The sequence below is a fragment of the Candidatus Poriferisodalis sp. genome, from assembly GCF_965214215.1.
Lineage (GTDB): Bacteria > Actinomycetota > Acidimicrobiia > Acidimicrobiales > Poriferisodalaceae > Poriferisodalis.
Map to the genome: position 1 here is coordinate 2,654,394 of NZ_CBDCBD010000003.1, position 24,405 is coordinate 2,678,798.

Here is a 24,405-nt window from a genome sequence, read left to right on the forward strand (position 1 = left end):
AGCCCGTCACGCCTCGATCAATCGAGCGTGCGTCAAGAAGCCGGTGTGGGCGACCATGCGGTGATCGGGCCGCACGGACGCTCCTTCGACATGCCAGCTGCGGTGCAGTACTTCGATGGTCTCGATCAGGGCCCAAGGTCCGTCTGAGAGCGTGCGGCGCAACTGCTGCACCTGGGTCACCGACGGGTTGTAGGCCACGACAATCCCGCCGCGCCGCAACCGGCCCGGCAGGTGTTTCGCGACGCGCCAAGGCTCGGGAATGTCGAGCACGGCGCGGTCATAGAAGCACGCCAACCCGACTGAGGCACCCGGGTGGTCCGGATGCTGTGGCCCCTCCACGGCGTCGTAGGCATCGCGAAGCTGGACGTCGTAGCGCTCGAGTGCGCCAGGTCCGGCAATGGCCTCGACGTTGCTCAGCGCCCGATTGGCAAAGTCCTCCCGCAGCTCGTACCCGGTGACGGAGGCACCCGTGCGCAGCAGTGTTGCCGACAGTGCGCCCGAGCCCACGCCGGTTTCGAACACTTCCATGCCCGCCCGGACATCAGCCAGCATCAAGATCGCGCCGAGGTCCTTGGGATAGATCACCTGGGCCCCGCGCGGCATCTTCAGCACGTGATCGGCGAGCGTGGGACGGACCACCACGAACCGTGCCCCCGAACCGGTGCGGAACTGCGAGCCTTCGAGTGAGTTGATGATCGCGTCGTGCTGCACGACGCCTGCATGGGTATGGAACTCGCCGCTTTCGCGCAGCGTCACGAGGTAGCGGCGATGGCGACTGTCGATCATCAGCACGGTATCGCCGGCTTGCAGCTCGGCCGGCTGCGATGCAGCCGACGCCTGGCTCACGTGCCCTCCGCTGTGGGCAAGTCGTCGCCTTCGCCGCGCTGCACCAGACGGATCACGAGCTGCTCGCCAGCCGCAAGCTCGCTTTGAAACACCACTTCTCGCTCGCGCTTGGCGATGTGACGCAACAGCCGCAGCCCGCTGGCTACGATCGCCGCCGCCAGCCACACCCCGCTGCCGCTGCGCGCCCGTCGCCACAGTGCGTCCGCAGCACGGGCGCCTATGCGCCGAGGTACCACGTTGACCTTCACGCTGGTGGGCCTATACCCGCACGACTTCAACGAGCGTGCTGCGACGGCGCCCTCGGCGGCGGCCGAACAAGAACGCAGCCAGCACGAGGCCCGTGCCGAGCGCCGCGGCCACGGCGACGGCGGCGCTGGACACCTGTTCGACGGTATCGCCTGCCCCGCCCATGATCTCTCGGACGCGCCCGGAGATGTCCGACGGCGTGATGCGCTGGCCATTTGTGCCCGAACCGGTCATGAGTCCCTCGCTGCCCTCAGTCATCGTCATCGCCTGTGGCGTGCCCATCGGCCTTCGGTGCGGTGAGGTCAGGCGTGGCACCGTTGCGCCCCGGCCGTACCGCCCGAATCAGCGCCAGGATCGCCAGTACGAGAAAGGCGACACCCGCCAGGTATGGGACGAATGACCAGTTCGCATTGAAGATGCCGGCTTCTGCCTGCAGCACGCGCACGAGCGCCAGCGTCGCAAGCACGACGCCCAAGCTGACCCCCAAGGCGCCGGCAAGCCCGAACAGCAAGTACCGGCCGAGCCCACGCAGTGGGCCCACCGTCTCTTGGACGGCATAGGCCCGGAGCATCTCGAGGAGTTCGGAAATCTCGGCTCGCAAGCCGGAGTCTCGTCGAGGCACAGTTCGCTCAGGTCCCGTCTGCTGGGGCACACGCTGCGAGGGTGCAGCCGGTTCCCGCACAAGTCGCCGCTCGACATGAGCGGGCTGCCCCGCCCCCCGCAGGGCGACGCTACCGGTCGCCCAGCAGTTCTTCTACGCCGTCGAGGACCTCCCCGATCACCGCCAGCCGACGGGCAGGATCGAGCGAGCACAGCATCTGATGGCGGTCGAACGGGCCGGCAGGCACGAGCGATGCAAGCTGGAACGACCAGGCCGAAGCGTCGCCAGGCGTCATGGCCAGGCGCGCGAGCTGATCGTCGACGGCAGTCGATTCGGCCGCGGTGACCCTGATGGCACCGATCTTGGACGCGCGCGCCCGCAGGCGGCGCAGGCGAGCGACAGCGGCCTGCCGCTCGGTTGTGGCCACCTCGGCGGGTTCGTCGGGCCAATCGACGGCCAGTGCCCTGGGATAGGGATCGTCGGCCAGCCACTCGACCACCCGGATCCGGCGATCACCAGCGACGATCATCATCCAGCGCCCGTCGGGCAGCTCCTGGTGCTCGACGATGGCGACCAGGCATCCCACATCGGCACGCACGTCGCCGCCGCCGACCTCGCTGCCACGTTCGATCATCACGACGCCGAAAGGTTCCGAGGTGTCGGTACACCACCGCGCGAGCGCCCGGTACCGGGGCTCGAAGATGTGCAGCGGCAGCACGCCACCTGGCAGCAGAGGCGACCCGAGCGGGAACATCGCACGCTCGCGTGCGTCATCGGGCACAGCACGCTCGCGTGCGTCATCAGGCAGAGCCACGGGCCAATCCTCGCAGGGCGGTGACGTCGCCCACCGGGTAGCGCAGGAGTTGGCCGACCAATGACTCCTGCAGGTCCAAGCCGACACGACCATCGGGCGGCACGCCATTGAGCATCTGGGCGAACGTCACCGTGCCGCTGTCGGTCTCGATGAACCCGGCTAGGGCGTTGACACCCCGCAGCAGACCGGTTTTCGCATACAGCCGCCCGGCAGCAGGATGTTCGGCGAAGCGGTGCGAGAGCGTCCCAGTGCGCGCCGCAACCGGCAGCCCCGCTGCGAGTTCGCTCTCGGTGCCGAAATGATCGAGGAGCGCGACGAGGAAGCCGCAGGTGACCATGTTCTGACGATCCAATCCCGAACCGTCCACCACCGCGGGACGTGACTGGTCAGGCAGCAGGTCTGACACGATCCGCTCTGCCGCAGCAGCGCCCGCTGGGGTGGTGCCCTGTCCTGCACTTCGCAGGCCGATCTCGCGCAGCATCAGCTCGGCGGTGGTGTTGTCGCTCTCGCGCAGCATCTGCTGGATGATCTCCACCAGCGGCGGCGACGTGAGCCGAGCAATCTCGCTCATGCCGCTTGGCGCCACCGACACGTCGATCTCGACGTCCACCGAGACGCCCCGAACCCGCAGCAGATCGGCCAAGGTGGAGACAAACCAGCGTGCCGGGTGTTCCGCAGCAGACAGCGTCGTCGTGAAGCCCGTGATGCCGTCGTTCAGATTCAGCGCAGACAGCGGGCCGCTGTTGAGCTGGGTGATGTAACGCTGCGGCCACGTCTCGGGAAACCGTGTCGTGTCGTAACGAGACTCATCCGCGATGAGATTGCCCCGCAGCGTCTCGATGCCGAGCCCAAGGAGTTCGTCGGCAAGGTCTTCCACCGGCGTGCGGAGTTGCGGCTGGCGGCGGTGAGAATCTGCGTACGACTGGGTCATGATCAGCGGATCGCCGCCGCCGACGACCCAGACGGTGCCGTCGAGGGTGCCGTCGACGATCTCGGCATCGGTCAGCACCTGGGTGACGAGCCTTTCATCGGGGTCAGCGACGGCCAGCGCTGCTGCGGCGGTGATGAGCTTCTGTACTGATGCGGGGATCACCGAATCGGGATTGCTCGAGAACACCTCGGTGCCGTCAATCGAGATCGCGAGGCAGTGTGGCTCGGGCCAGTCCGAGCTGAACGCGGTCATCTCGGTGCCGATGTGATGCTCCTGCGCTGCTCGCCACAGTGCACCGGGTGCGCGTTCGGCCCGCAGCAGCGGCAGCGCCGACGGCCCGGTCGCGGCACCGTCGTCGGCCGTCGGCGTCAGAACGGGGGTACGCAGCGATGCTGCGTACGTCGCAGCATCGCCAGCCGATGCGTTCATGCGCAGGGCCGCCACCGTGGGCAGCAGGCCAGCCGCTGCTGTCAACAGCACCAGCACGGCCGCGCGCAAAGGTCTCACGTCTCGCGAGGAAGGCCACCTACGGCAGCACTGTGGCTCTGCGCTCCGCCGATGGCGGCGCTGTGGCCCTGCGCTCCGCCCATGGCGGCGCCGAGCGCCGCAGAGATCTCGCCTGCTTGGGAGGGCACGATTATTGGACGTGACTCAGCAGACCGACCGATGAGCAGTGCGTTCACGTGGCCTTCGGCGGATTGCGCCAGCAGATCCCAATCCTCGCTGAGGCCGCCGCCGATCACGACCATTTCGGGGTCGGTCAAGATGCACAGATTCGAGATGCCCAGCGCCAGCCAGTAGCTGAACTCATCGAGCACGTCGAGTGCCGCAGCATCCCCGCGACGTGCCGCAGTAGTGACCGCCGGACCGGTGACCTCGGTGCCCAACCGCTCGGCGGCAATCCGTGCCAGCGCGGAGCCCGATGCGTACATCTCCCAGCATCCCCGCCGCCCGCACGCGCAGTGGCGACCATCCGCTTCGACGATCATGTGGCCAGGTTCCCCGGCCAGCCCACTCGAGCCTCGCAACACCTCGCCGCCAAGCATGAAAGCGCCGCCGATGCCGGTGCCGAGCGACACCATGACGCCATCGCGGACGCCCTGCGCTGCTCCAGAGGCAAGCTCCCACCGGGCGGCGCAGTTCACCTCATTGTCAAGAAACACATCCAGGCCCAGCAAGTCGCTGAGTCCCGACCCGATGTCTGCGCCGTCGACGCCGACAAGGTTGGGCGAGACCGTCACCTTGCCGTCGATGGTGATCAGGCCCGCCATTCCGATGCCGACCGACACAGGGCCCGTACCGGTACCGAGTTGGGTCACCATGGACGCAAGGGTGGCTATCAATGGCTCGGCGCCGTGGGGCGTCGGTTCGCGCAGCGTCCGTTGCAGCTCACCGCTGCCATCGGTCGCCACGCCGAAGATCTTCGTGCCGCCGACATCGAAGCCGAGATGAACTGCCGAGACCAGTGCATCTGCCGCATCGGCAGCGCTCGGCGCGTCGGTTGTCATGCGCGTTGGGGCACCCGTTCCCAGGCGCCGCACTCTCGCAGTTACCTGCTGCGGATCAGAGTTTCCCCAAGATCGAAGAGCAACTCGACACCTCGATGCCGCCGCCGGGCTCCACTTCGAGCGCCGTGACCGTGCCGTCCTCGATGACCGCTGCGTACCGGCGCGAGCGAGAACCCAGGCCGAATCCGGAGCCATCCATGACCAGGCCCATGGCATCGGCAAATTCGCCGTTGCCGTCAGCAGCCATCTCGATGCCCTCGGCACCTTGCGCCTGGGCCCAGGCACCCATCGTCCAAGCGTCGTTGACCGAGACGCAGACGATCTTGTCGACGCCCTTGCCGGCAAGCTCGGAAGCACCCTCGATGTAACCCGGCAGGTGGACGTTGCTGCATCCAGGGGTGAATGCGCCCGGCACTGCGAACAGCACCACCTTGCCGCTGCCCAGCATCTCGCTGGATTGCACCGGCGCTGGCATGCCGCCATCGTCCAGTACTCGCAGTGTCACATCGGGAATCTGGTCGCCGACCTCAATCGCCATGGTTTTGCTCCGTCTCTTCAGAAGATGTGGTGCGCAGCGTATCCGCGCCGCCCGTTTGGCTTGCGAGGCTGCATCGGCAGATTCGTTTCCGCAGCGTCAGGTGCCACAGCCCTCTTGCGCGCCGGGCACCTGCACGCTCGCGATCCAACGCATCAACTCGTCGTAGGTGAATGCCGCAGGCAGGTCCGGGTTCGCCTCAGCCACCGCCTCGGGGCATCGGAACAGGCTCGCGATGTCGGCTGCCCGCAGCATGGTGAGGTCGTTGTAGGAGTCACCGACAGCGGTCACGTGGTAGTTCAGCGCGCGGTATGCCTCGACGGCGCGGCGCTTGGCGTCGTCCACCCGGCGTCGCCAGCCCGCCAAACGGCCGTCGACCACGTCGAGCCGGTGGCACAGCAGGTGCGGGTAACCCATCAGCTCCAAGAAGTGGTCGTCGAATTGCTCGAAGGTGTCCGATAGCAGCACCACGACCCAGCGGTGCCGGAGCTCGTCGAGGAATTCTCGCGCTCCCTCCAACAGGGGCAGCTCTGCGATGACCTCGCGGATCTGATCGAGCGATACGTCGTGGGCATTCAGAACGTCGATCCGGTACCGCATCAGCGCGTCGTAGTCCGGCTCGTCACGGGTCGTGCGTCTGAGTTCGTCGATACTGGTGCGCTGAGCCACCGCAATCCAAATCTCGGGCGTCAGCACGCCCTCCATGTCCAACGCAATGACCCTCTGCACGAGCGCCGAGTCTGTCATGCGAGCAGTGCCTGACGGCATGTCTGCCGCGCGACCGCGGTTTTGCAGGCTCCGGCCAAGCGGGCCAAGTGCGTGTCGCTGTGCACATAGTGTGGCTCGAGCCTTTCTAAGAATGATTAGATATTGCCGCCGACTCCACCGGCGCACGAAGCAGGAAACGAACCGCATGAGCCTCAGCACCACGAGCCCGACCCCCTCCCCAGCTGACGCCCCAGCAAGCGAACCGCTGTCGCTGGAGCAGGTCTTCCTGCCCGGTATGGACTTCGATCCCGACGAGCTACGCGACCGGTACCGAGTTGAACGCGACAAGCGGTTGCGTGACGATGCCAACGAGCAATACGTCGAGGTCGTGGGCGATTTTTCCAACTACGTGGATGACCCCTACACCGAGCGCGTCGAGCGGGCGCCGCTCTTCGACGAAGTGGACGTCGCCATCATCGGCGGCGGTTTCGGCGGGCTCCTGATGGGGGCCGAGCTTCGCAAGGCCGGCTACGAGAGCATTCGAGTCATCGAGAAAGCAGGCGACTTCGGGGGCACGTGGTACTGGAACCGCTATCCCGGGGCGATGTGCGATGTCGAGTCGTACTGCTACCTGCCACTGCTCGAAGAGCTGGCCTACATGCCCAAGCACAAGTACTCGTTCGCTCCCGAGATCTTCGAGCACTCCAAGGCCATCGCTCGCCACTTCGGGCTGTACGACAACGCGTGCCTGCAGACCTCGGTAGCCGAGATGCGCTGGGACGACGATCAGGCCCAGTGGATCATCTCCACCGATCGGGGCGACCGCATGCGGGCCCGCTTCGTGGCGATGGCCAACGGCCCCCTCAACCGGCCCAAGCTGCCTGGGATCTCCGGCATCGACTCCTATGAGGGGCACACCTTTCACACCAGCCGGTGGGACTACGACTACACCGGAGGCAACTCCGAGGGCGATCTCACCAAGCTGACCGACAAACGGGTGGGCATCATCGGCACGGGCGCCACGGCGGTGCAGTGCATCCCCCACCTCGGCGAGTGGGCCAAGGAACTGTTCGTGTTTCAGCGAACGCCGTCATCGATCGATGTCCGCAACAACTGCGAGACCGACCCCCAATGGGCTGCTTCGCTGGAGCCCGGCTGGCAGCGTCGCCGCATGGAGAACTTCAACATTTTGGTCAGCGGCGGCGATCAGGACGTCGATTTGGTCTCCGACGGCTGGACGGACATCTTCCGCAACCTCACCGGCATCGCTGCCAAGACGGCGGCTCGGCGGCTCGGGCGCCGTCTCACCGGAGCGGAGAAGGGCCGCCTGATGGAGCTGGCCGATTTTCAGAAGATGAACACCGTGCGCTCGCGGGCTGCAGAAGTGGTCGAGGAATCCACGACGGCCGAGGCTCTCCAGCCCTGGTACCGGCAGTTCTGCAAGCGGCCCTGTTTTCACGACGAGTATCTGCCCACGTTCAACCGGCCCAACGTGCATCTCGTCGACACCGACGGCCTCGGCGTGGAGCGCATCACGCCCAAAGGTGTCGTGGTCGGCGGTACCGAGTACGCCCTTGACTGCATCGTCTTTGCCACCGGCTTCGAGGTCGGCACCACCTACACCCGCCGTGCCGGTTACGACATCATCGGCCGCGGCGGTCAGACGCTGTCACAGAAGTGGTCCGACGGTGTCAAGACCTTCCACGGCCTGACCAGTCACGGCTTCCCGAATTGCTTCTTCCTGGGCTTCACCCAGAGCGCTGTGACGGTCAACGTGCCGCACGCGCTCGGCGAGCAGGCGGCCCATGTCGTCTACATGCTCAACGAAGCGGCAGACCGTGACTGCGTGCGCATCGAGCCCACGATCGAGGCCGAGCAGTGGTGGCAGGACGAGATGGCCGACAAGGCCCGCCTCGGCGTGAAGTTCTACGAGGCGTGCACGCCCGGGTACTACAACAACGAGGGCAAGCTCGGGAACCCCAACGGTTTCTTTTCGGCGATGTATGGCGCCGGACCGATCAAGTTCTTTCGCCTGCTGGACGAGTGGCGCTCCACTGGCCGTCTCGAGGGCATCGACCTCAGCTGAACTTTCGGGCCGAAGGCCAACCCGGAGCACGTCGCGGCACGCCCGATACTGTTGACGCGCAGCGGCCGCCGTCGCCAATGGCGACAGCGCCGAGAAGCAGGCCCGCAGGGGTTGGCCGAGAGGAGTTGTCATGGCGTCGCAAGCCACCATTCCGCACGTTCGCCTGCCGACCAAGATGGCTCATTGCGTGTTTCGCACCGACGACATTCCGGCGGTGCGCGACTGGTGGTGCACTGTGCTGGCGGCACAGGTCGTCCATGAGAACGAGTTCATCTGTTTCATCTCCTACGACGACGAACATCACCGGATGGCATTCATCAACCGGGGCCAGCCGGGTCGCTACGAGTCGCGCAAGGGCACGCTCGAGCACATTGCGTACTCGATGGGCAGCTTCAGTGACCTGATGGACCACTACGAGCGGTTGCGCACCGCCGGCATCATGCCGGTGCGCACAATCAACCACGGGCCGACCACCTCGATGTACTACGCCGATCCCGACGGCAACGGTGTGGAGTTCCAGGTCGAGAATTTCGCCACGATGGATGAGTGCATCGAGTTCATGAACGGACCGGTCTTCGCAGAGGACCCGATCGGGGTGCTCTTCGACGCTGATGTGCTGCTCGAGCGCTTCCGCCGCGGTGACCCGCTGGCTGAGCTGGTGCAGCAGGGCTCCGCTCCAGTCGCCGCCAACTGAGCGGTCCTTTCGCGGACTCCGCTCGGATTCCCGGCGAGATCGCTGCTTTGGCTCGTATCGTGAGATCGCCGCTGGTGGACGCCTTGCGGACGGCACATCGGGGAGGCTGTGAGCGAGCATGACCGTCAATCGCAACATCTACATGAGCGATGAGCTGCAGGCGATCTACACCCAGACCGTCACCTTCGTGGCCAACGAGGTCACGCCCGCCGGCGATGCCTGGGAGGAGACCGGGCAGGTCCCGCGCGAGATCTACAAGCGCATGGGCGAACTTGGGATGTTCTCGCTCCGGATTCCCGAGAGGTGGGGCGGGCTCGGGCTCGGCCCGCTCGCTTCGGCGGCGTTCGCAGAAGCGCTCGGCACCTCGACGTTCGCCGGCTTCGAGGCGAACATCTTGGTGCACACCGACATGGCGTTGCCGCACCTGCTCAACGCTGGTTCTGAAGCACAGCTTGAGCACTGGCTTCCGTCGATCCAATCGGGCGACACCATGATGTGCATCGGAGTCACCGAGCCCGACGCAGGGTCTGACGTGGCAGGTCTGCGCACGACCGCAGTGCGCGACGGCGAAGGTTGGCGTCTCAACGGCACCAAGACATTCATTACCGGCGCGGTGTACGGCGACGTGATCGCGCTCGCAGCACGCACCAATCCTGATGACCGCTACGGGATCTCCATGTTCCTGGTGCCGACCGCAGCGGAGGGCTTCGAAGTGGCCCGCAAGCTCGACAAGCACGGCTGGCGCTGCTCGGACACTGCGGAGCTGGTGCTGAGTGACGTGTGGCTGCCCGACGATCACCTGCTCGGCGAAGAGCACCGCGGATTTTACGCCGCCATGGCGAACTTCCAGAATGAGCGGATGGTGATCGTGGGCATGGGCATCGGTGCTGCTCAGGTCGCCATCGACATGACCAATGCCTACGCCCAGCAGCGCAAGGCCTTCGGCGGCTCGCTGTATGACCTCGGAGCGATCCGCCAGCGCATGGCGATGAACCAGGCGCAAGTTGATGCCGTGCGGGCTTCGATGTACCACGCCGCGTGGCTCTGGGAACACGGCATTGACGCCACCAAGGAGATGTCGGGCGTCAAGGCATTCGGGGCCGAAGTCGTGAACCGCGTCATGTACGACTGCATGCAGTTTCACGGCGGCATGGGCTACATGCGCGAATCAACGATCGAGCGGATGTGCCGGGATGCACGCATCCTGCCGATCGGCGGCGGGGCCACCGAGGTCATGCTCGAAGAGGTCGCCAAGCGCAGCTACGTCGACATCTGAACCGACCCAGATGCCGAGTTCGGTCGGCAGTGGCGATGGGGCACGTGCTAGCGGGATTCGAGCCAGTCTCGAACCGCCCCGGCGAAACGAGCGGCAGGAGCGCCGTCGAATGCCCGGTGATCCCAGGTCAGTGAGAGCGTGAGCGTCGGGCGAGCTGCCGGGTTGCCATCTGACCAGACGGTGTCTTCGCGGATGCGGCCGATACCCAAGATCGCAGTGTTCGGTGAGTTGATGATCGGCGTGAAAGCGTCCACGCCGAACATGCCCAACGCGGTCACCGTGAATGTGGCGCCCTGGTAGTCGTCGTAGCCCAGCGTGCCGTCGCGGGCCCCGGTGGCGAGTCGGGTGGTCTCCGCAGCGATGTCGTCGAGGCTGAGGCGGTCGGCATGGCGGACCACCGGCACGAGCAGGCCGTCGTCGAGCGCAACGGCGAGCCCCACATGTATGTGTGGCAAGAGCGCAACCGCATCGTCGGTGACTTGGGAATTCACCCGCGGGTGCTCCCCCAGCGCAGCCGCGACAGCAGCAACCACGAAGTCGGTGTAGCCCGGCACCACTGAACTTGTCGAAGCTGCGCCGCTTTCAGGTTCGCCGGCATCGGCACGGTCATCGGTGTCGCCACTGCGGGCCACTTTGACGAGCGACTTGCGTTCCGCCACGACGGCACTCATGTCGACATCCATCGTGAGCGTGAGCTGGGCCATCGAGCGCAGGGACGCACTCATGCGCTCCGCGATCACGCCTCGCATGCCCCGCAGCGGGATCTGCTCGGACGGCGTCTGCGTCAAAGGCGGCACCGGATCGGGCGTCGCGGCCCCGGTTGCAGGCTTGTCTTGCTGGGAAGTCTCGCCCACAGACTCTGCGGCCCGCCCCGAAGGGGTGGGAGCGCCGGAGCTCAGTTCGGACAGAAGCGTTCTGACATAGGCGGCCACATCGGCCCGTGAAATGCGTCCATCGGCAGCGCTGGCGTGCACAGCACGCAGGTCGGCGCCGAGCAGGTCGGCAAGCTGCCGCGCAGCGAGCGTTGCCGGCGGTTGCACCGACCCAACCGGCCCATGCGTCGGCGACCCCGCTGCCGGCGAGGGTGCCGATGGGCCTCGCCCGGGCGCCGTAGATCCCCCGACGGTTGCCGGATCGCCTGCTTGGAGTGCCGCGTTCGCCGCTCGCACATCTCGCTCAGTGATACGGCCTTTGGGCCCAGACCCGGCAACCGCTGCCAACTCCACGCCGAGTTCGCGGGCGATTCGCTTGGCCGCTGGCGACGCCAGGATGCGCTCACCCGGTGCTCGAACCGGCGCGGCGGCAGGTCGGGGAGAGGCTTGCCCAGCCGGGGCGACAGCAGGTTGGGCGGAGCCTGGGGGCGCCGGAACTCCACCGGCTTGCACTTGGGCCGCAGCCGGCGGGCCAGCCTTCGCAGGATCAGTGGGCAGTTCCTCGTCGGCCTCCAACAACCAGCCGATCCTCACGCCGCAGAGGTACTCCTCGCCTACCTCGCCGGTCTGGGCCAGCACGCCGCTGCCCGAAGACTCGATCTCGGTCTCGACCTTGTCGGTTTCCACCAGCAGCACCGACTGCCCCGCGGTGACCTCGGCGCGGTCGGGCACCAGCCAGCGCAGGATCGTGCCCGACTCCATCGTCAGGCCGAGTTTCGGCATCGCAAACTCAACGGCCATCGAGGTCTCCTCGTCCTGCGGGCGCGGGGCTGAAGGGGTAGCGCCGTCGCTGCGCCGCTGCAACCGCTGCGCCCACGTCGATCACGTGCGGCCCGTCGGGGTTGACGGTGATCGTTGCCCGTTCGCCAGCGCCCAGCACGATCTCTCGCTCACCGTCGAGGGCCAGCACACCGGGGCCGCGCAGCGTGACGGGCTGGCCGAACGCCAGCCGCTCGCACAGGGCAATGTCGATGTCGGAATAGCTGCCGGGCATCACGGCTGCCCGGATTCGCTTGTCGCCCGGTGCTGACTCCGAGCCCGGCGTACATCCCAGGCGCACATGGGCCGCGCCGGCCTCGTGTCGTCGAACTGGGGCCACAGCCGCAGCGATGGCGGACAGCCCCACCGAGTCCGGCTCGGCGATCGCAGCGACGATCTCGCACACCGATGCCGACTCCCACACGGCGCGTGCGCCCACGAACGATCCGCGCACCAGACATACGTCCACCAGCGCAACATCGGCCTGCGGGCTCCCCTCCACCGTGACGTCGATGATCTTCGCCTGCGAGGTGACGTCGGCTACGCCGGCCCAGCCGCTCGCCATTGCTCCTGCGGCGAACCCGGCGACCGTGGCCTCAAGTTGGAGCGGGAAGACGTTGTTGGTGCCGACCGCCAGCGGCACCAGCGGCACGTCTCGCCAGCCCTTGGTGACATCGCGCTGGGTGCCGTCGCCGCCGAGCGCAATCACCGCCCCCACACCCTGGTCACGGAACTGTGCGGCGGTCAGTTGCGAATCACGGCCGGTATGCCAGCCATGCGCCGCGAGCACCTCGGCGTGCGCCACAGCGCTACCGGAGCCTTCCCCAATTCGCGGCAGCCTCAGCCCTGCCAGGGCTCGCTCCCCCAGTCGCGCCCGGTCGCCGCTGATCAGCACACGGTTTGCCCCGCCCTCCATTGCACCCACGACGGCACGGCGGATCGCGCCGATCTTGACTGCGTCCGAGACCGGTGTGGCACCCGAGGTCAGGCGTCTGAGGTCTTTGCCGGCGAGCGGGTTGGCAACGATGCCCACTGTGTTGCCGGGCGGTCGTTCCATCCGCGTCATCGCGTTGACAGCCACTCAGCAAGCCGTTCGGCCGGCGAGACCGCCCGGCCGACGGGTGCCCGCCTCACGCTGCGGCGAGGGCTCGGATTCGCTCGCCGATCATTTCGGCGTTGGGCACCCATTCCTTCTCGAGCACCGGGCTGAACGGCACCGGGCTGAACGGCGCGCCGACGCGTTCGATCGGTGCATCGAGGTAGTCGAAGGCTTCCTCAGCGATCTGCGATGCAATCTCGCCGCCCAAGCCACCGAACCGGACAGCTTCGTGCACCACTGCGACGCGGCTCGTCCGGCGGGCCGAGGCGATCACCGTGTCGATATCGAGGGGCTGCAGGGTGCGCAGGTCGATCACCTCGCACTCGATGCCTTCGGCGGATAACGCGGCCGCGGCCGACGTCGCCTCATGCACCATCCGGCCGTAGGTCACCACGGTGATGTCGTCGCCGGATCGCACGGTGCTCGCCGATCCCAGCGGCACCTCGTACATATCTTCGGGAACGTCGCCTTGGAGACCCAGCAGCCGCTTGTGCTTGATGAACACAGTGGGGTTGTCGTCGCGGATACACGAGATGAGCAGGCCCTTGGCGTCATAGGGGTTCGACGGCATCACCACCTTCAGGCCGGGAATGTGGCACAGCATCGCCTCGAGGCTCTGGCTGTGCTGGGCCGCCGCGGACAGCCCGGCACCGGCGCTGGTGGTGATCGTCATGGGCAGCGTGGCCTTGCCGCCGAACATGTACTTCAGCTTCGCCGCCTGGTTCACGATCTGGTCCATGGCGACGAGAATGAAGTCCATGAACATGAGGTCGACCACCGGGCGCAGACCGCTCACCGCGGCCCCGGTGCCGAGGCCCACAATGGCCTGCTCGCTGATGGGCGTGTCGACTACTCGCAAGTCGCCGAAGCGGTCGTTCAGCCCCCGGAACGAGCCGAACACTCCCCCGGCCCGGCCGACATCCTCGCCGGCCACGAAGACGTCGGGGTCGTCGTCCATCATCTGCGCCAGCCCCTCGGCGAAGGCCGCGCCGTAGGCGATGCTGCGCCCGTTGGGGTCGGTTGTCTGGCTCATGACGAGACTCCTGAGAATGCGGGCTGGGTGTAGACGTCGACGAGCAGGCTGTCGGGATCGGGCTGCGGGCTCTCTTCGGCGAACGCGATAGCCGCCTCGATGTCGGCCTCGGCTGCGGCGTGTACTGCCTGGGCGCCGCTGGCGTCGAGCACGCCGGCTGCGGCGAGCCGATCCTCGAACAGCTCGATCGGGTCTCGCTGTTTCCACTGCTCGAGCTCGTCGTCGCTGCGGTACTTCATGCCCAGCGTCTGCACGCCGTGGTGGTTGTAGAAGCGGTAGGTCTTGGCCTCGATGAACGAGGGGCCTTCGCCCCGGCGGGCCCGGCCCACGGCCTCGTTGGCCGCTTCCCACACCGCCACCGCGTCCATGCCGTCGACGATTGCGCCGGGCATGCCGTAACCGGCGGCACGGTCGACCACGTCGGTGATGGCCATTGTGCGATCACGCGGCGTGAACTCGCCGTACTCGTTGTTCTCGCAGACGAACAGAACCGGCAGCGACAGCGCAGCCGCCATGTTCGCGGCTTCGTGGAACGCGCCGATGTTGGAGGCACCGTCGCCGAAGAACACCACCGAGACCCGATCGCTTCCCCGGTACTTGTTCGCGAACCCCGCACCCACCGCGATCGGCACGCCGCCGCCCACGATGCCGTTGGCGCCGAGCATGCCGAGGTCGAGGTCGCAGATGTGCATGGAGCCGCCCTTGCCCCCGCAGTAGCCGGTGGCCTTGCCCATCAGCTCGGCCATCATCCCGCCGTAGTCACCGCCTTTGGCCACGAGGTGCCCGTGGCCTCGGTGGGTGGAGCTGATCTGGTCGTCGTCGTCGAGATTGGCGCAGACCCCCGCGGCCACGGCCTCCTCCCCCACGTACAGGTGCAGGAACCCGGGCAACCGGTTCTGCTCGGCGAGCTTGCCGGCGGCTTCCTCGAAGTGGCGGATGCGCACCATGCGCCGGTGCAGATCCAGCAGTACTTGCGGACTCGGATCCATGCGAACCCCCTAGTGGCACGATTCCAGCGCAGTTCACCCTAGTTCTGGGCATTCTGCGCTTCATCGCTGTCACAGGCGGCGCGTAGTGTGGCCCGGTGGCGCCTGAACCCGAAATACATGCGACTGACCCCCGTTCGATCCATCCCACTGACGGGCCCGATCCAGGCATCGGCCGAGGCGGCCTGCGCTCGGCGGCCTGGTTCGATATCGAGGGCGACCCGCTCATGTCGGCGCTCTACTTGGAGCGATACGCCAACTTCGGTTTGACGCGTGAGGAGCTGCAGTCGGGCAAGCCCATCATCGGCATCGCCCAGACCGGTTCAGACCTGTCGCCTTGCAACCGGCACCATCTCGAGCTGGCCAAGCGGGTGCGCGAGGGCATCCGTGAGGCCGGCGGCATTGCGTTCGAGTTCGGCGTGCACCCAATTCAAGAGACCGGCAAGCGGCCCACAGCTTCGCTCGACCGCAACCTGGCTTATCTGGGCATGGTCGAAGTGCTGCAGGGGTATCCGCTCGACGGTGTGGTGCTCACGATCGGCTGCGACAAGACCACTCCAGCGTGTCTGATGGCCGCTGCGACGGTGAACTTGCCGGCGATCGCTCTATCGGTTGGCCCGATGCTGAACGGCTGGCACGAGGGGCGACGGACGGGGTCAGGCACGGTGGTGTGGAAGGCCCGCGAGCTGTATGCAGCCGGGGAGATCGACGACACCGGCTTCATCGACCTGGTGGCGTCCTCCGCCCCGTCGGTGGGCTACTGCTCCACCATGGGCACGGCAACCACGATGAACTCGCTGGCCGAGACCCTGGGCATGCAGCTTCCCGGTTCTGCCGCCATTCCCGCGCCGTACCGGGAACGGGCGCAGATGGCGTATCGCACGGGTCTGCGCATTGTGGAGATGGTGCGCGAGGACCTTCGCCCGTCCGATGTCATGACGCGAGAGGCCTTCGAGAACGCGATCGTGGTCAACTCTGCGATCGGCGGCTCCACTAACGCCCCGATCCATCTGAACGCGATTGCGGCGCATCTCGGGGTGCCGCTCGACAACGACGACTGGCAAAAGCATGGCTTCGCCGTGCCATTGCTGGTGAACCTGATGCCCGCTGGCGAGTACCTCGGTGAGGACTACCACCACGCCGGCGGCGTGCCCGCGGTGGTGGGCGAGCTGATGCGCGCCGGGTTGCTGCCGCACCCCGATGCGCTGACCGCCAACGGCCGCAGCATCGGCGAGAACTGCGCCGACGCGAAAGTCAAAGACGCCGATGTGATCCGAGCTGCAGACGAGCCGCTGCTGGCCGACGCCGGCTTTATCAACCTGTCGGGCAATCTCTTCGACAGCGCCATCATGAAGACCAGCGTCATCTCCGACGAGTTCCGTGAGCGCTACCTGTCAGACCCCGACCATCCCGATGCGTTCGAGGGACGAGCAATCGTCTTCGACGGGCCGGAGGACTATCGGGCGAACATCGACAATCCCGATCTCGACATCGACGAGTACTGCCTGCTGTTCGTTCGGGGCACCGGTCCCGTCGGTTATCCCGGCGGTGCCGAGGTGGTCAACATGCAGCCGCCCGCGGCGTTGCTGGTACGCGGCGTCCATTCGCTGCCCTGCATCGGTGACGGCCGCCAGTCGGGTACGTCGGGTTCCCCGTCGATCCTGAACGCTGCGCCCGAAGCCGCTGTCGGAGGCGGCCTGGCATTGCTGCGCACCGGCGACCGTGTGCGGATCGACCTGCGGCGCGGCAGCGCTGACATGCTGGTGGACGACGACGAGCTGGCCCAGCGCCGTGCCGATCTCGACGCGGCCGGCGGCTACCCCGTGCCGCCGTCGCATACTCCGTGGCAGGAGATTCAGCGGTCGATCGTTTCGCAGTTCGACGAGGGCATGGTGCTGCGTCCGGCGGTCAAGTATCGCGACACCGCTCGCACCCATGGCACCCCGCGGCACAACCATTAGCAGCACCCGGCAACGTTCGATGAGAACTGCTCAGCGATGATCTGGGCGTTACTGGCACTGCTGGCGGGACTGGTCCTGCTGGTAGTGGCCGGGGATCACTTCGTTGCGGGCGCGTCGCGCCTGGCAACAGCACTGCGCATGCGGCCCGCTGTGATCGGCGCAGTGGTCCTGGGCTTCGGGACATCCGCCCCCGAAATGGTCGTGTCATCGCTGGCGGCCATCGACGGCAACCCCGATATCGGCGTAGGCAACATCGTCGGCTCGAACGTCGCCAATCTCAGCCTGGGCCTCGGCGTGGCCGCGCTGCTAGTGCCGATCCCGTTCTCGCGCACCGCGCTGCGGCGCGATGTTCCGTGGTCGGTGGCAACCGCTGCCATCTTCGCCTTGTTGGTGATTGACGGTGACCTCAGCCGGCTCGAAGGCGGGCTGCTCGCTGTGCTGATGGCTCTCACGCTGATCTGGCTCGTTCGCACGTCACACGGCGACCCGACGACCGATGCGGGACCCGACGGCCTCGCCCAGGACGCCGGCCGGCTGCTGGGCAACCTCACCAGAGCGCTCTTGGGCCTTCTCGGCGTCCTCGTGGGCGCCCAGCTGGCCGTGGAAGGGGCCACCAGCCTCGCTGAGCAGTGGGGCCTCAGCGGCGGGTTCATCGGCTTTTCGGTGGTGGCCTTGGGCACCTCGCTCCCCGAACTGGCCACCGTCATCGCAGCTGCCCGCAAAGGCCATACCGAGCTGATCGTGGGCAACCTGTTCGGCTCCAACGTGTTCAACAGCCTCGCCGTGGGCGGGGCGATGGGCTTGGTGGGCGCCGGCGCTATCGATTCGCCGTCGCTCACCGGCCTAGGCATCGGGGCGATGATGGCCGTGGTCCTGCTGGCCTACTTCGGCGCCCTCGTCGGCAAGCGCGCCGGGCGCATCGACGGCGTTGCCCTGTTGGGGCTCTATGTCGCCACGATGATCCTGCTCGGCACGAGCTGACACAGCCTCAGCACCCTGGACCGCATTTCGCAAGGCGGATCGATGGCGTAGCCGAGCCTGCTAAGGGTTGGCGGCTAGGCCACGCTGCCAGATCCACAGCAGCACGATGCCGAGCGCCGAGAGCGCTGCCGACGCGTAGAACGCCCCGACCGTCGCGCCGACAACCGCTGCGGTAATCCCGAGGATTGGGCCGCCGATGCCCGCCGACAATTCGAAGAACATCGTGAAGGTGCTCACGGCGCGAGCGCGCTCGTTGGGCGGCACGCCGTCCACCGCCGCCAGCATCAACGACGGGTACAGCAGCGATCCGCCGAGCGCCATGATCACCACCCCCACGTACAAGCCAAGCGGTGTCACGAATGTGCCCATGACAGCCATACCGGCTGACGCCCCGATGAGAGCAATGGTCGCGGTGCGCTTGGTGCCCATGGTGTCGGGCAGTTTCCGTCCGAGAACCCGCAGCACCAGCACGAGCAACCCGTAGACAGCGAACACCGGCCCGATGTCACCGAGGTCGCGCTCGATCGCGAGCTTGGGAAGGAAGCCCTGCAGCGCCGGAAAGATGATGATCCCCATGGCGAGGATGATCCCCGGCCACAGCGCTGGTTTGTAGAAGATCCGCCCGACATTGCGCGAGTCAGGGGGTGCCTCGACTGCATCACCCGCAGGTTGCGAGCTGCCGCCGTTCCGCCCATCGACGAGTTCGAATACCAGCGGGCGCGCCGCCTGGGCGAGTCGGTTCTGCAGATGCCCGAGACGAGCTTGAGGGATACCGTTCGCAGCGGCACCGCTGCCGCTGGGGACAGATCCGGCGAGCGCTCCGGGCATATCGCGAGGAAGCCAGAGGCCCACGACGGCTGCGGCCATCATCAGCACGCCCGCAGCGATGAAGGCTGTGTCGAAGCCGTCAAAGGAGAGCGACGAGTCGCCCCAGTCCTTCGTTGCCTCTCCCATCCACGGACCCAATGCCATGCCGAGGTAAATCGAGACCGAGAACCAGTTCAGCGCCTCGCCTCGACGGTGCTCAGGCGCCAAGTCGCTCACCATTGCCGCGCTGCCGACGAAGAATGCGCCTTGAAACGCCCCGATCAGCAGACGCATCGCCAGGATCGCGGCGTATGTGTTGGCCCAGATGTGGCCGAAGGTGATCAGCGCAGTGAGGAAACAGCCCGTCACTACAAGAAACCGGCGGCCCTTGCGGTCGCCGAGGCTTCCGATCGTCGGGCGGGCGGCGATCGCCGTGACTGCGAAGACGCTGATCGCGAAGCCGACTGCGAGGTCCCCTCCGCCGGTTTGCTCGGTGACGAGCCGCGAGATCATCGGCAAGAGGGCCGAGAACGACACCGCTGAGAAGAACGCGCTGATGTTCAGGACCAGGAACGGTCCGCTGAACAGGAGCGTCGGCTCGCCAAGGTCCGGGGCGACGACGGGTGCCGCCGTAGTCGTCGTCTGGGACATAGGGCGAGGGCCTCGTTCGCGCTCTGCTCGCAATCGGATGCGGGCGAGCGGGTACCGATACGCCATGCTAGGGGTGATGTACTTACTGCCGCTTCGAGGCACCTCGTCGTGAGCGTCGCCGAGACCGTGGTCCGAGGGGCGTGCCACCACGACTGTCCCGATACGTGCGCTTGGGAGGTCACGGTCCGCGACGGCGTCGCGGTGCACCTGCGCGGTGATCCGGCCCATCCGTTCACCGACGGCCAGTTGTGCCCGAAGGTGAACCCGTTCCTTGAGCGGGTGTATCACCCCGACCGGCTGCTGCGGCCGCTGCGGCGAACCGGTCCCAAGGGCGCGGGCAGATTCTCGCCGATCGACTGGGATGTCGCGATCGCCGAAATTGCCGACCGGATCGGCAGCGCTGTGGCGCGCCACGGCGGCGAAACGGTGCTGCCCTACTCGTCGGATGGCACCCAGGGGCTCGTGCAGCGGGGCGTGCTCGCCGACCGCTTCTTCGCCGTGCTGGGGGCCACGAGGCTAAACCGGCACTTCTGCGGCGTCACCGCATGGCACGGCGCTGCCGATGTGCTGGGGCTGCCGCTCGGTGCCGATCCCGTAGAGATCACCAACGCCTGCACCATCGTGCTGTGGGGCACCAACACACTGCTCACCAATCGCCACATGTGGCCGTTCATCGAGACAGCGCGCAGCAACGGGGCGATGGTCATCGTGGTGGATCCCGTCGGCACGATGACAGCCCAGCGAGCCGATTGGCATGTCCAACCGCGTCCGGGTACCGACGTGGCTCTGGTGCTCGGGCTCATCGGGGTGCTCGACCGCGATGAGCTCATTGACGAGGCTCGCCTGGGTGCCAGCACCGACGACTGGCCGGAGCTGCGCAGCGAAGCTCGCGCGTTGGGCCTCGACGAAGCAGCCGCTGTCACCGGTCTCGCTGCGACGGACATCACGCGCCTGGCGCACCGCATCGCGCACGAGCAGCCTGCCGTGCTGCGCGCACTCATCGGCATGGAGCACCGCGAGCACGGCCGTGACATCCACCGGGCTGTGGCTGCGTTGGCGGCAGTGGCGGGTGTCGGCTACATGCGGTCGACGCAGGTGTTCTTCGACACGGCGCTGGCCGATCTCGCCCCGCCTTCGGGTCCGCAGCGTGTCGTGAACGCATCGGCGCTCGGGGAGGTGCTTGCCGACGTCAGCTTGGACCCGCCTGTGACCGTGCTGGTGAATTACGGCTGCAATCCGGCGGTCGTCGCGCCTGATCAGAACCGGGTGATCGCCGGTCTCGAACGCGACGACTTGTTCACCGTGGTGATCGAGCAGTTCATGACCGACACTGCCCGTTACGCAGACATCGTGCTGCCGGCCACCACTGCGATCGAACATCTCGACCTGATGAATGCATGGGGTCACCTGTATGTGTCGCTGAACCTGCCCGCGATTGACCCCGTCGGCGAGTGCCTGGCGAACAGCGAGATCTTTCGCCGGCTCGCCTGCTCACTGGAGCTCGATGGCCCCGGCCTCGCCGACAGCGACGAACAGGTGGCACGAGACCTGCTCGCAAGCGGCCACCCCTGGCTGGAAGGCATCACCTACGAACGGCTCGAGCGCGAGGGCTGGGCACGACTGGCCGTGCCCGAAGGGTGGTCTGCGCTGAATTCGCGTGAGGTGCCGCTGTCGACCCAGCAGAAACCCGATGCGCCGGCGGGCGAGCACGGCGCTTCCCGCAACGCAGACCAGACTGGCGTGTCCGGCGACATCGGCGAGGTCGGCGACGTTTCACCCGACGCAACGCTCGGCGCCGCAGCACCGTTCCTTCAACTGGGTCCGCTGCAGCTAGGCGCGCTTCGCTACCAGCCGGCCACTGAGTCGCCCGGCGGTGATGCTGCGCTGGCTCGGCGCTTTCCCCTGTCGCTCATGAGCCCGAAGCAGCACCAGAGATTCCTCAACAGCTTCTACGGCGGATTTGCCCATCACTTGCCGAACCCGCCGCGACCACGCTTGGAGATCAGCCCCGGCGACGCGGAAGCTCGCGGCATCGCCGAAGGCGACCGTGTTCGTGTGTTCAACGACCGGGGCGAGCTGTTCGTCGAAGCCACTATCACCGACTGTTTGCAAGAGGGGCTCGTCACAGTGCCGTTCGGCTGGTGGGCCGGCGATGCGGCCGGGCGAACCGTCAACGTGCTCACCAACGCCGCCCGCGGCGGACCCGATCCCAACGTCGGCACTGCGGCCTTCTTCGACACGCTCGTCGAAGTCAAGCTCGCACCCAACGGCACCATCGCTGCCGACACACTCGCCGAAGCCGAAGCCGCATCCGAGCCGTCACAAACAGCCAGCGGCTCGCCGTCGTAGCCTGCGATGGCGATGAACGTCGCCGAATTGCTTGAACGTGCGCCACACGATGATGCCGTCGTGCTCATCGACCGGTCGGCTTCACCGCCTGAGCACGTCACGGCCGGCGATCTCAGGGATCGAGCACTCCGCTGCGGGGCGGGCCTGGCGGCCCGGGGGCTGGCGCCGTTCACCAGGGTCGGGCTGCTCGCTGCCAACTGTGGCCAGTACTACGACGTGATGTTCGGTGCCCCAGCAGCTGGGTTGGTGTTCGTGCCGCTCAACACTCGGCTTCCCGCCGAGACCCAGGCCTACATCCTCGACGACGCCGATGTTCAACTGGTCATCTCCGATGTGGACCACGCCTCGCTGGTGCCCCCGGGCATGGCGCACATCCTCATCGGCACCCCCGAATGGAATGCCTTGACAGCCCATCAGCCGTTGAGCACCGCAGCCGATGTCCACGACGACGACATCGCCGTGCAGATCTACACCTCGGGCTCGACGGGCCGGCCCAAGGGCGTCCTGCTGACCCATCGCAACGTCACCTTCACGGTGCTCGAGTACGGCGCTGCCATGCCTGGCGAGGTAATGCTCGTCTCTGCCCCGCTGTACCACAAGAACGCTTCCATGTCCTCCAAGCTGGCGTTCGCAAACGGAGGCACTGTGGTTCTCTTGCCGGGCTTCACTGCCTCGGAATACATCGACGCCATCGCAGATCACAACGTCACGATGTGCTCAGGCGTGCCGACGATGTTCGCCCTCGTTACCGCCGAGATTGCCTCCCGGGTCGCCGCCGGCCAGGAAATGCCCGACTTGTCCTCGGTGCAGCGCGCATTCATCGGCTCGGCCCCGCTGACCGAAGCCCTGTTCGACGAAGTGCAGCGGCTGCTCCCGAGGGCAGTCGTCTCCAACGGCTACGGCACCACCGAGGCCGTGCTCGAGTTCGGCCCCCATCCCGAGGGCAAGCCTCGGCCCAAGATTTCCGTCGGCCACCAGCACCCCAAGGTTGAGTTGCGACTGGTTGACCCCAACACCGGTGAGGACGGCGACGCCGGCGAGTTGTGGGTGCGCTCGCCCGGCGTCATGACCGGCTACCACAACCTGCCCGAGGTCACGTCCGAACGGCTGACCGACGGCTGGTACCACACGGGCGACCTGATGACCCGCGACGCCGACGGCTTCTACTACTTCGTGGGCCGCGTCGACGACATGTTCGTGTGCGCCGGCGAGAACATCTACCCCGACGCCGTCGAGCAGATGCTCGAGAAGCACCCCGCGGTGCACCAAGCCGTGGTCGTCCCGGTGCCCGACGAGCTGAAAGGACAACTCCCGGCAGCCTTTGTGCGTGTCGAACCCGGCCGCACGCTGACGGTCGACGAGGTCAAGCAGTACGCGCTGGCCAACGGGCCCGCCTACGCACATCCCCGACATGTCTGGTTTGTCGAAGAAATCCCACTGGCCTCGACGGCAAAGATTGATCGCAACGGCCTGGTCGCCCGGGCCGCAGAGTTAGTGAAAGCCGACTCCCCCTGAACGACGAGCATGGCGCTGCGGACGATGCGATCGAAGCTGCGGCCGGCGACGAAGCGCGATACCGCACGGCTGAGGGTGCAGCCGAAGATACCGCACCGCCCCGCACGGCTGAGGGCACAGCCGAAGACTCTGCACCGCCCCGTTCGCTGACTCGCAGTGCGCTCAACATCGTCAACGAGACCCGCCACGATTGGGCGGCCAAGCGAATCGGTGGGCTGTCAGCCGAGATTGCCTTCTTTGCCCTCCTGGGCCTGTTCCCAGCGGTCATCGTTTTCGCCGCGGCGCTGGGCTCGCTGGATGTCCTTATCGGCCGGGGTGCAGCCACCGATACCGAGGCTTGGCTGCTTCAACAGATCAGCAACACGTTCGGTGACCAGAACACGCTCGACGCCACCGTGGCCGATCTGTTCGACCGTTCCGACGCACGGGTCATCACCGTCGGTGTGGCGGTGGCCGCGTATGCGTCGTCGCGCGGCTTCATTGCGGTGGTGCGTGCGCTGAACGTGACTCGTGGCCACCACGGCGCTCGCAGTTGGCTGTCGACCCGAGTTGTCGGCATCGCCCTGACATTCCTGACGTTGGTGATTGCGGTCGTGGTAGCCACGATGCTGGTGGTCGGCCCGCTGTTCGGCGGCGGCTCCGAGCTGGCAGACCGGTTGGGCGCGGGCAGCTCATTCAGCACGGCGTGGGACTGGCTGCGCTGGCCAGTCGTCTTCGTGGCAGTGGTCGCCTGGGCGGCGACGGTGTACCGAATCGCCCCGCTCCACAAGCTCAGGTGGCGACGCGAGGTGCCAGGCGCACTGCTGGCAACGGTGTGGTGGCTGGCCGTCTCAGGCGGCTTCGGTGCGTACTTACAGCTCGCCTCGAGCGGCGTCAACGCCGTCTTCGGCCTGCTCGGCGGCGCGCTCAGCCTGCTCTTGTGGCTCTACCTGCTGGCGATGGGCCTCCTCGCCGGCGCCGAACTCAACAGCCTCCTCGACCGCCACCGCCCGCCAGCACCGGGCGCACGCCGGCCATGAGCATGCGCGCACTCGCGGGCCCGGCTTGAGGTCTCGATAATCGCAGGTCGACGTCCGCGCCTCGATGG

22 protein-coding genes are annotated in these 24,405 nt (G+C 66.8%); 8 read left to right on the forward strand and 14 right to left on the reverse strand.

The window, feature by feature from the left end:
• Nucleotides 1-6: 6 nt before the first annotated feature.
• From ACOOF5_RS14205 to thrH, 9 genes are all read right to left on the reverse strand, one after another.
• Complete coding sequence (locus ACOOF5_RS14205; protein WP_420440244.1) at nucleotides 7-846, reverse strand: tRNA (adenine-N1)-methyltransferase; 840 nt, start codon at nucleotides 844-846, stop codon at nucleotides 7-9.
• The gene (locus ACOOF5_RS14210) at nucleotides 843-1,094 is read right to left on the reverse strand and encodes a hypothetical protein (RefSeq protein ID WP_420440246.1); all 252 of its coding nucleotides are present in this window, start codon (nucleotides 1,092-1,094) and stop codon (nucleotides 843-845) included. The genes ACOOF5_RS14205 and ACOOF5_RS14210 overlap by 4 nt, the downstream gene beginning before the upstream one ends.
• Nucleotides 1,095-1,104: 10 nt before the next feature.
• The gene (locus ACOOF5_RS14215) at nucleotides 1,105-1,350 is read right to left on the reverse strand and encodes a hypothetical protein (protein ID WP_420440248.1); all 246 of its coding nucleotides are present in this window, start codon (nucleotides 1,348-1,350) and stop codon (nucleotides 1,105-1,107) included.
• Entirely contained in the window at nucleotides 1,343-1,744 is a 402-nt protein-coding gene (locus tag ACOOF5_RS14220; protein WP_420440250.1) for a hypothetical protein, read from the reverse strand. Before ACOOF5_RS14220 ends, ACOOF5_RS14215 begins: the two co-directional genes overlap by 8 nt.
• Before the next feature lie 79 nt (nucleotides 1,745-1,823).
• A complete protein-coding gene (locus ACOOF5_RS14225; protein WP_420440252.1) occupies nucleotides 1,824-2,507 on the reverse strand; it encodes an LON peptidase substrate-binding domain-containing protein in 684 nt (227 codons plus the stop codon).
• Nucleotides 2,494-3,945, reverse strand: coding sequence for a D-alanyl-D-alanine carboxypeptidase/D-alanyl-D-alanine endopeptidase (dacB, locus tag ACOOF5_RS14230; RefSeq protein ID WP_420440254.1), 1,452 nt, complete (start codon nucleotides 3,943-3,945; stop codon nucleotides 2,494-2,496). The genes ACOOF5_RS14225 and dacB overlap by 14 nt, the downstream gene beginning before the upstream one ends.
• A complete protein-coding gene (locus tag ACOOF5_RS14235; protein ID WP_420440256.1) occupies nucleotides 3,942-4,946 on the reverse strand; it encodes an ROK family protein in 1,005 nt (334 codons plus the stop codon). The genes dacB and ACOOF5_RS14235 overlap by 4 nt, the downstream gene beginning before the upstream one ends.
• Nucleotides 4,947-5,001: 55 nt before the next feature.
• Nucleotides 5,002-5,484, reverse strand: coding sequence for a peroxiredoxin (locus ACOOF5_RS14240; protein ID WP_420440258.1), 483 nt, complete (start codon nucleotides 5,482-5,484; stop codon nucleotides 5,002-5,004).
• A gap of 96 nt (nucleotides 5,485-5,580) precedes the next feature.
• Nucleotides 5,581-6,228, reverse strand: coding sequence for a bifunctional phosphoserine phosphatase/homoserine phosphotransferase ThrH (thrH, locus tag ACOOF5_RS14245; protein WP_420440260.1), 648 nt, complete (start codon nucleotides 6,226-6,228; stop codon nucleotides 5,581-5,583).
• Nucleotides 6,229-6,484: 256 nt separating this feature from the next.
• Here thrH and ACOOF5_RS14250 point away from each other — a divergent pair, with 256 nt between their 5' ends.
• From ACOOF5_RS14250 to ACOOF5_RS14260, 3 genes are all read left to right on the forward strand, one after another.
• Nucleotides 6,485-8,275: a flavin-containing monooxygenase gene (locus tag ACOOF5_RS14250; RefSeq protein ID WP_420441001.1), complete on the forward strand. Its 1,791-nt coding sequence runs from the start codon at nucleotides 6,485-6,487 to the stop codon at nucleotides 8,273-8,275.
• Between the two features lie 130 nt (nucleotides 8,276-8,405).
• Entirely contained in the window at nucleotides 8,406-8,969 is a 564-nt protein-coding gene (locus ACOOF5_RS14255) for a VOC family protein (RefSeq protein WP_420440262.1), read from the forward strand.
• A gap of 118 nt (nucleotides 8,970-9,087) precedes the next feature.
• Nucleotides 9,088-10,245, forward strand: a complete 1,158-nt coding sequence (locus ACOOF5_RS14260) for an acyl-CoA dehydrogenase family protein (RefSeq protein ID WP_420440264.1) — start codon at nucleotides 9,088-9,090, stop codon at nucleotides 10,243-10,245.
• A gap of 47 nt (nucleotides 10,246-10,292) precedes the next feature.
• Here the strand turns inward: ACOOF5_RS14260 and ACOOF5_RS14265 are convergent, their stop codons facing one another.
• The 4 genes from ACOOF5_RS14265 to ACOOF5_RS14280 all read right to left on the reverse strand — a co-directional run bounded on the left by ACOOF5_RS14265 (nucleotide 10,293) and on the right by ACOOF5_RS14280 (nucleotide 15,057).
• A complete protein-coding gene (locus tag ACOOF5_RS14265; protein WP_420440266.1) occupies nucleotides 10,293-11,918 on the reverse strand; it encodes a 2-oxo acid dehydrogenase subunit E2 in 1,626 nt (541 codons plus the stop codon).
• Nucleotides 11,908-12,993: an NAD(+)/NADH kinase gene (locus ACOOF5_RS14270; RefSeq protein WP_420440268.1), complete on the reverse strand. Its 1,086-nt coding sequence runs from the start codon at nucleotides 12,991-12,993 to the stop codon at nucleotides 11,908-11,910. The genes ACOOF5_RS14265 and ACOOF5_RS14270 overlap by 11 nt, the downstream gene beginning before the upstream one ends.
• Nucleotides 12,994-13,066: 73 nt before the next feature.
• Complete coding sequence (locus ACOOF5_RS14275; protein WP_420440270.1) at nucleotides 13,067-14,068, reverse strand: alpha-ketoacid dehydrogenase subunit beta; 1,002 nt, start codon at nucleotides 14,066-14,068, stop codon at nucleotides 13,067-13,069.
• The gene (locus ACOOF5_RS14280; protein ID WP_420440272.1) at nucleotides 14,065-15,057 is read right to left on the reverse strand and encodes a thiamine pyrophosphate-dependent dehydrogenase E1 component subunit alpha; all 993 of its coding nucleotides are present in this window, start codon (nucleotides 15,055-15,057) and stop codon (nucleotides 14,065-14,067) included. The genes ACOOF5_RS14275 and ACOOF5_RS14280 overlap by 4 nt, the downstream gene beginning before the upstream one ends.
• A 167-nt stretch (nucleotides 15,058-15,224) precedes the next feature.
• Between ACOOF5_RS14280 and ACOOF5_RS14285 the strand changes: the two genes are divergently transcribed.
• Entirely contained in the window at nucleotides 15,225-17,015 is a 1,791-nt protein-coding gene (locus ACOOF5_RS14285) for an IlvD/Edd family dehydratase (protein ID WP_420441003.1), read from the forward strand.
• Nucleotides 17,016-17,051: 36 nt separating this feature from the next.
• Entirely contained in the window at nucleotides 17,052-17,996 is a 945-nt protein-coding gene (locus ACOOF5_RS14290; protein WP_420440274.1) for a calcium/sodium antiporter, read from the forward strand.
• A gap of 60 nt (nucleotides 17,997-18,056) precedes the next feature.
• Here ACOOF5_RS14290 and ACOOF5_RS14295 read toward each other — a convergent pair whose 3' ends face one another.
• The gene (locus ACOOF5_RS14295; protein WP_420440276.1) at nucleotides 18,057-19,454 is read right to left on the reverse strand and encodes an MFS transporter; all 1,398 of its coding nucleotides are present in this window, start codon (nucleotides 19,452-19,454) and stop codon (nucleotides 18,057-18,059) included.
• Nucleotides 19,455-19,562: 108 nt separating this feature from the next.
• On the opposite strand from ACOOF5_RS14295, the gene ACOOF5_RS14300 reads away from it, so the two are divergent.
• The 3 genes from ACOOF5_RS14300 to ACOOF5_RS14310 all read left to right on the forward strand — a co-directional run bounded on the left by ACOOF5_RS14300 (nucleotide 19,563) and on the right by ACOOF5_RS14310 (nucleotide 24,337).
• On the forward strand, nucleotides 19,563-21,803 hold the full coding sequence (locus ACOOF5_RS14300) for a molybdopterin-containing oxidoreductase family protein (RefSeq protein WP_420440278.1): 2,241 nt from the start codon (nucleotides 19,563-19,565) through the stop codon (nucleotides 21,801-21,803).
• Between the two features lie 12 nt (nucleotides 21,804-21,815).
• Complete coding sequence (locus tag ACOOF5_RS14305) at nucleotides 21,816-23,318, forward strand: class I adenylate-forming enzyme family protein (RefSeq protein WP_420440280.1); 1,503 nt, start codon at nucleotides 21,816-21,818, stop codon at nucleotides 23,316-23,318.
• Between the two features lie 206 nt (nucleotides 23,319-23,524).
• The gene (locus tag ACOOF5_RS14310; RefSeq protein WP_420441005.1) at nucleotides 23,525-24,337 is read left to right on the forward strand and encodes a YihY/virulence factor BrkB family protein; all 813 of its coding nucleotides are present in this window, start codon (nucleotides 23,525-23,527) and stop codon (nucleotides 24,335-24,337) included.
• Nucleotides 24,338-24,405 lie beyond the last annotated feature (68 nt).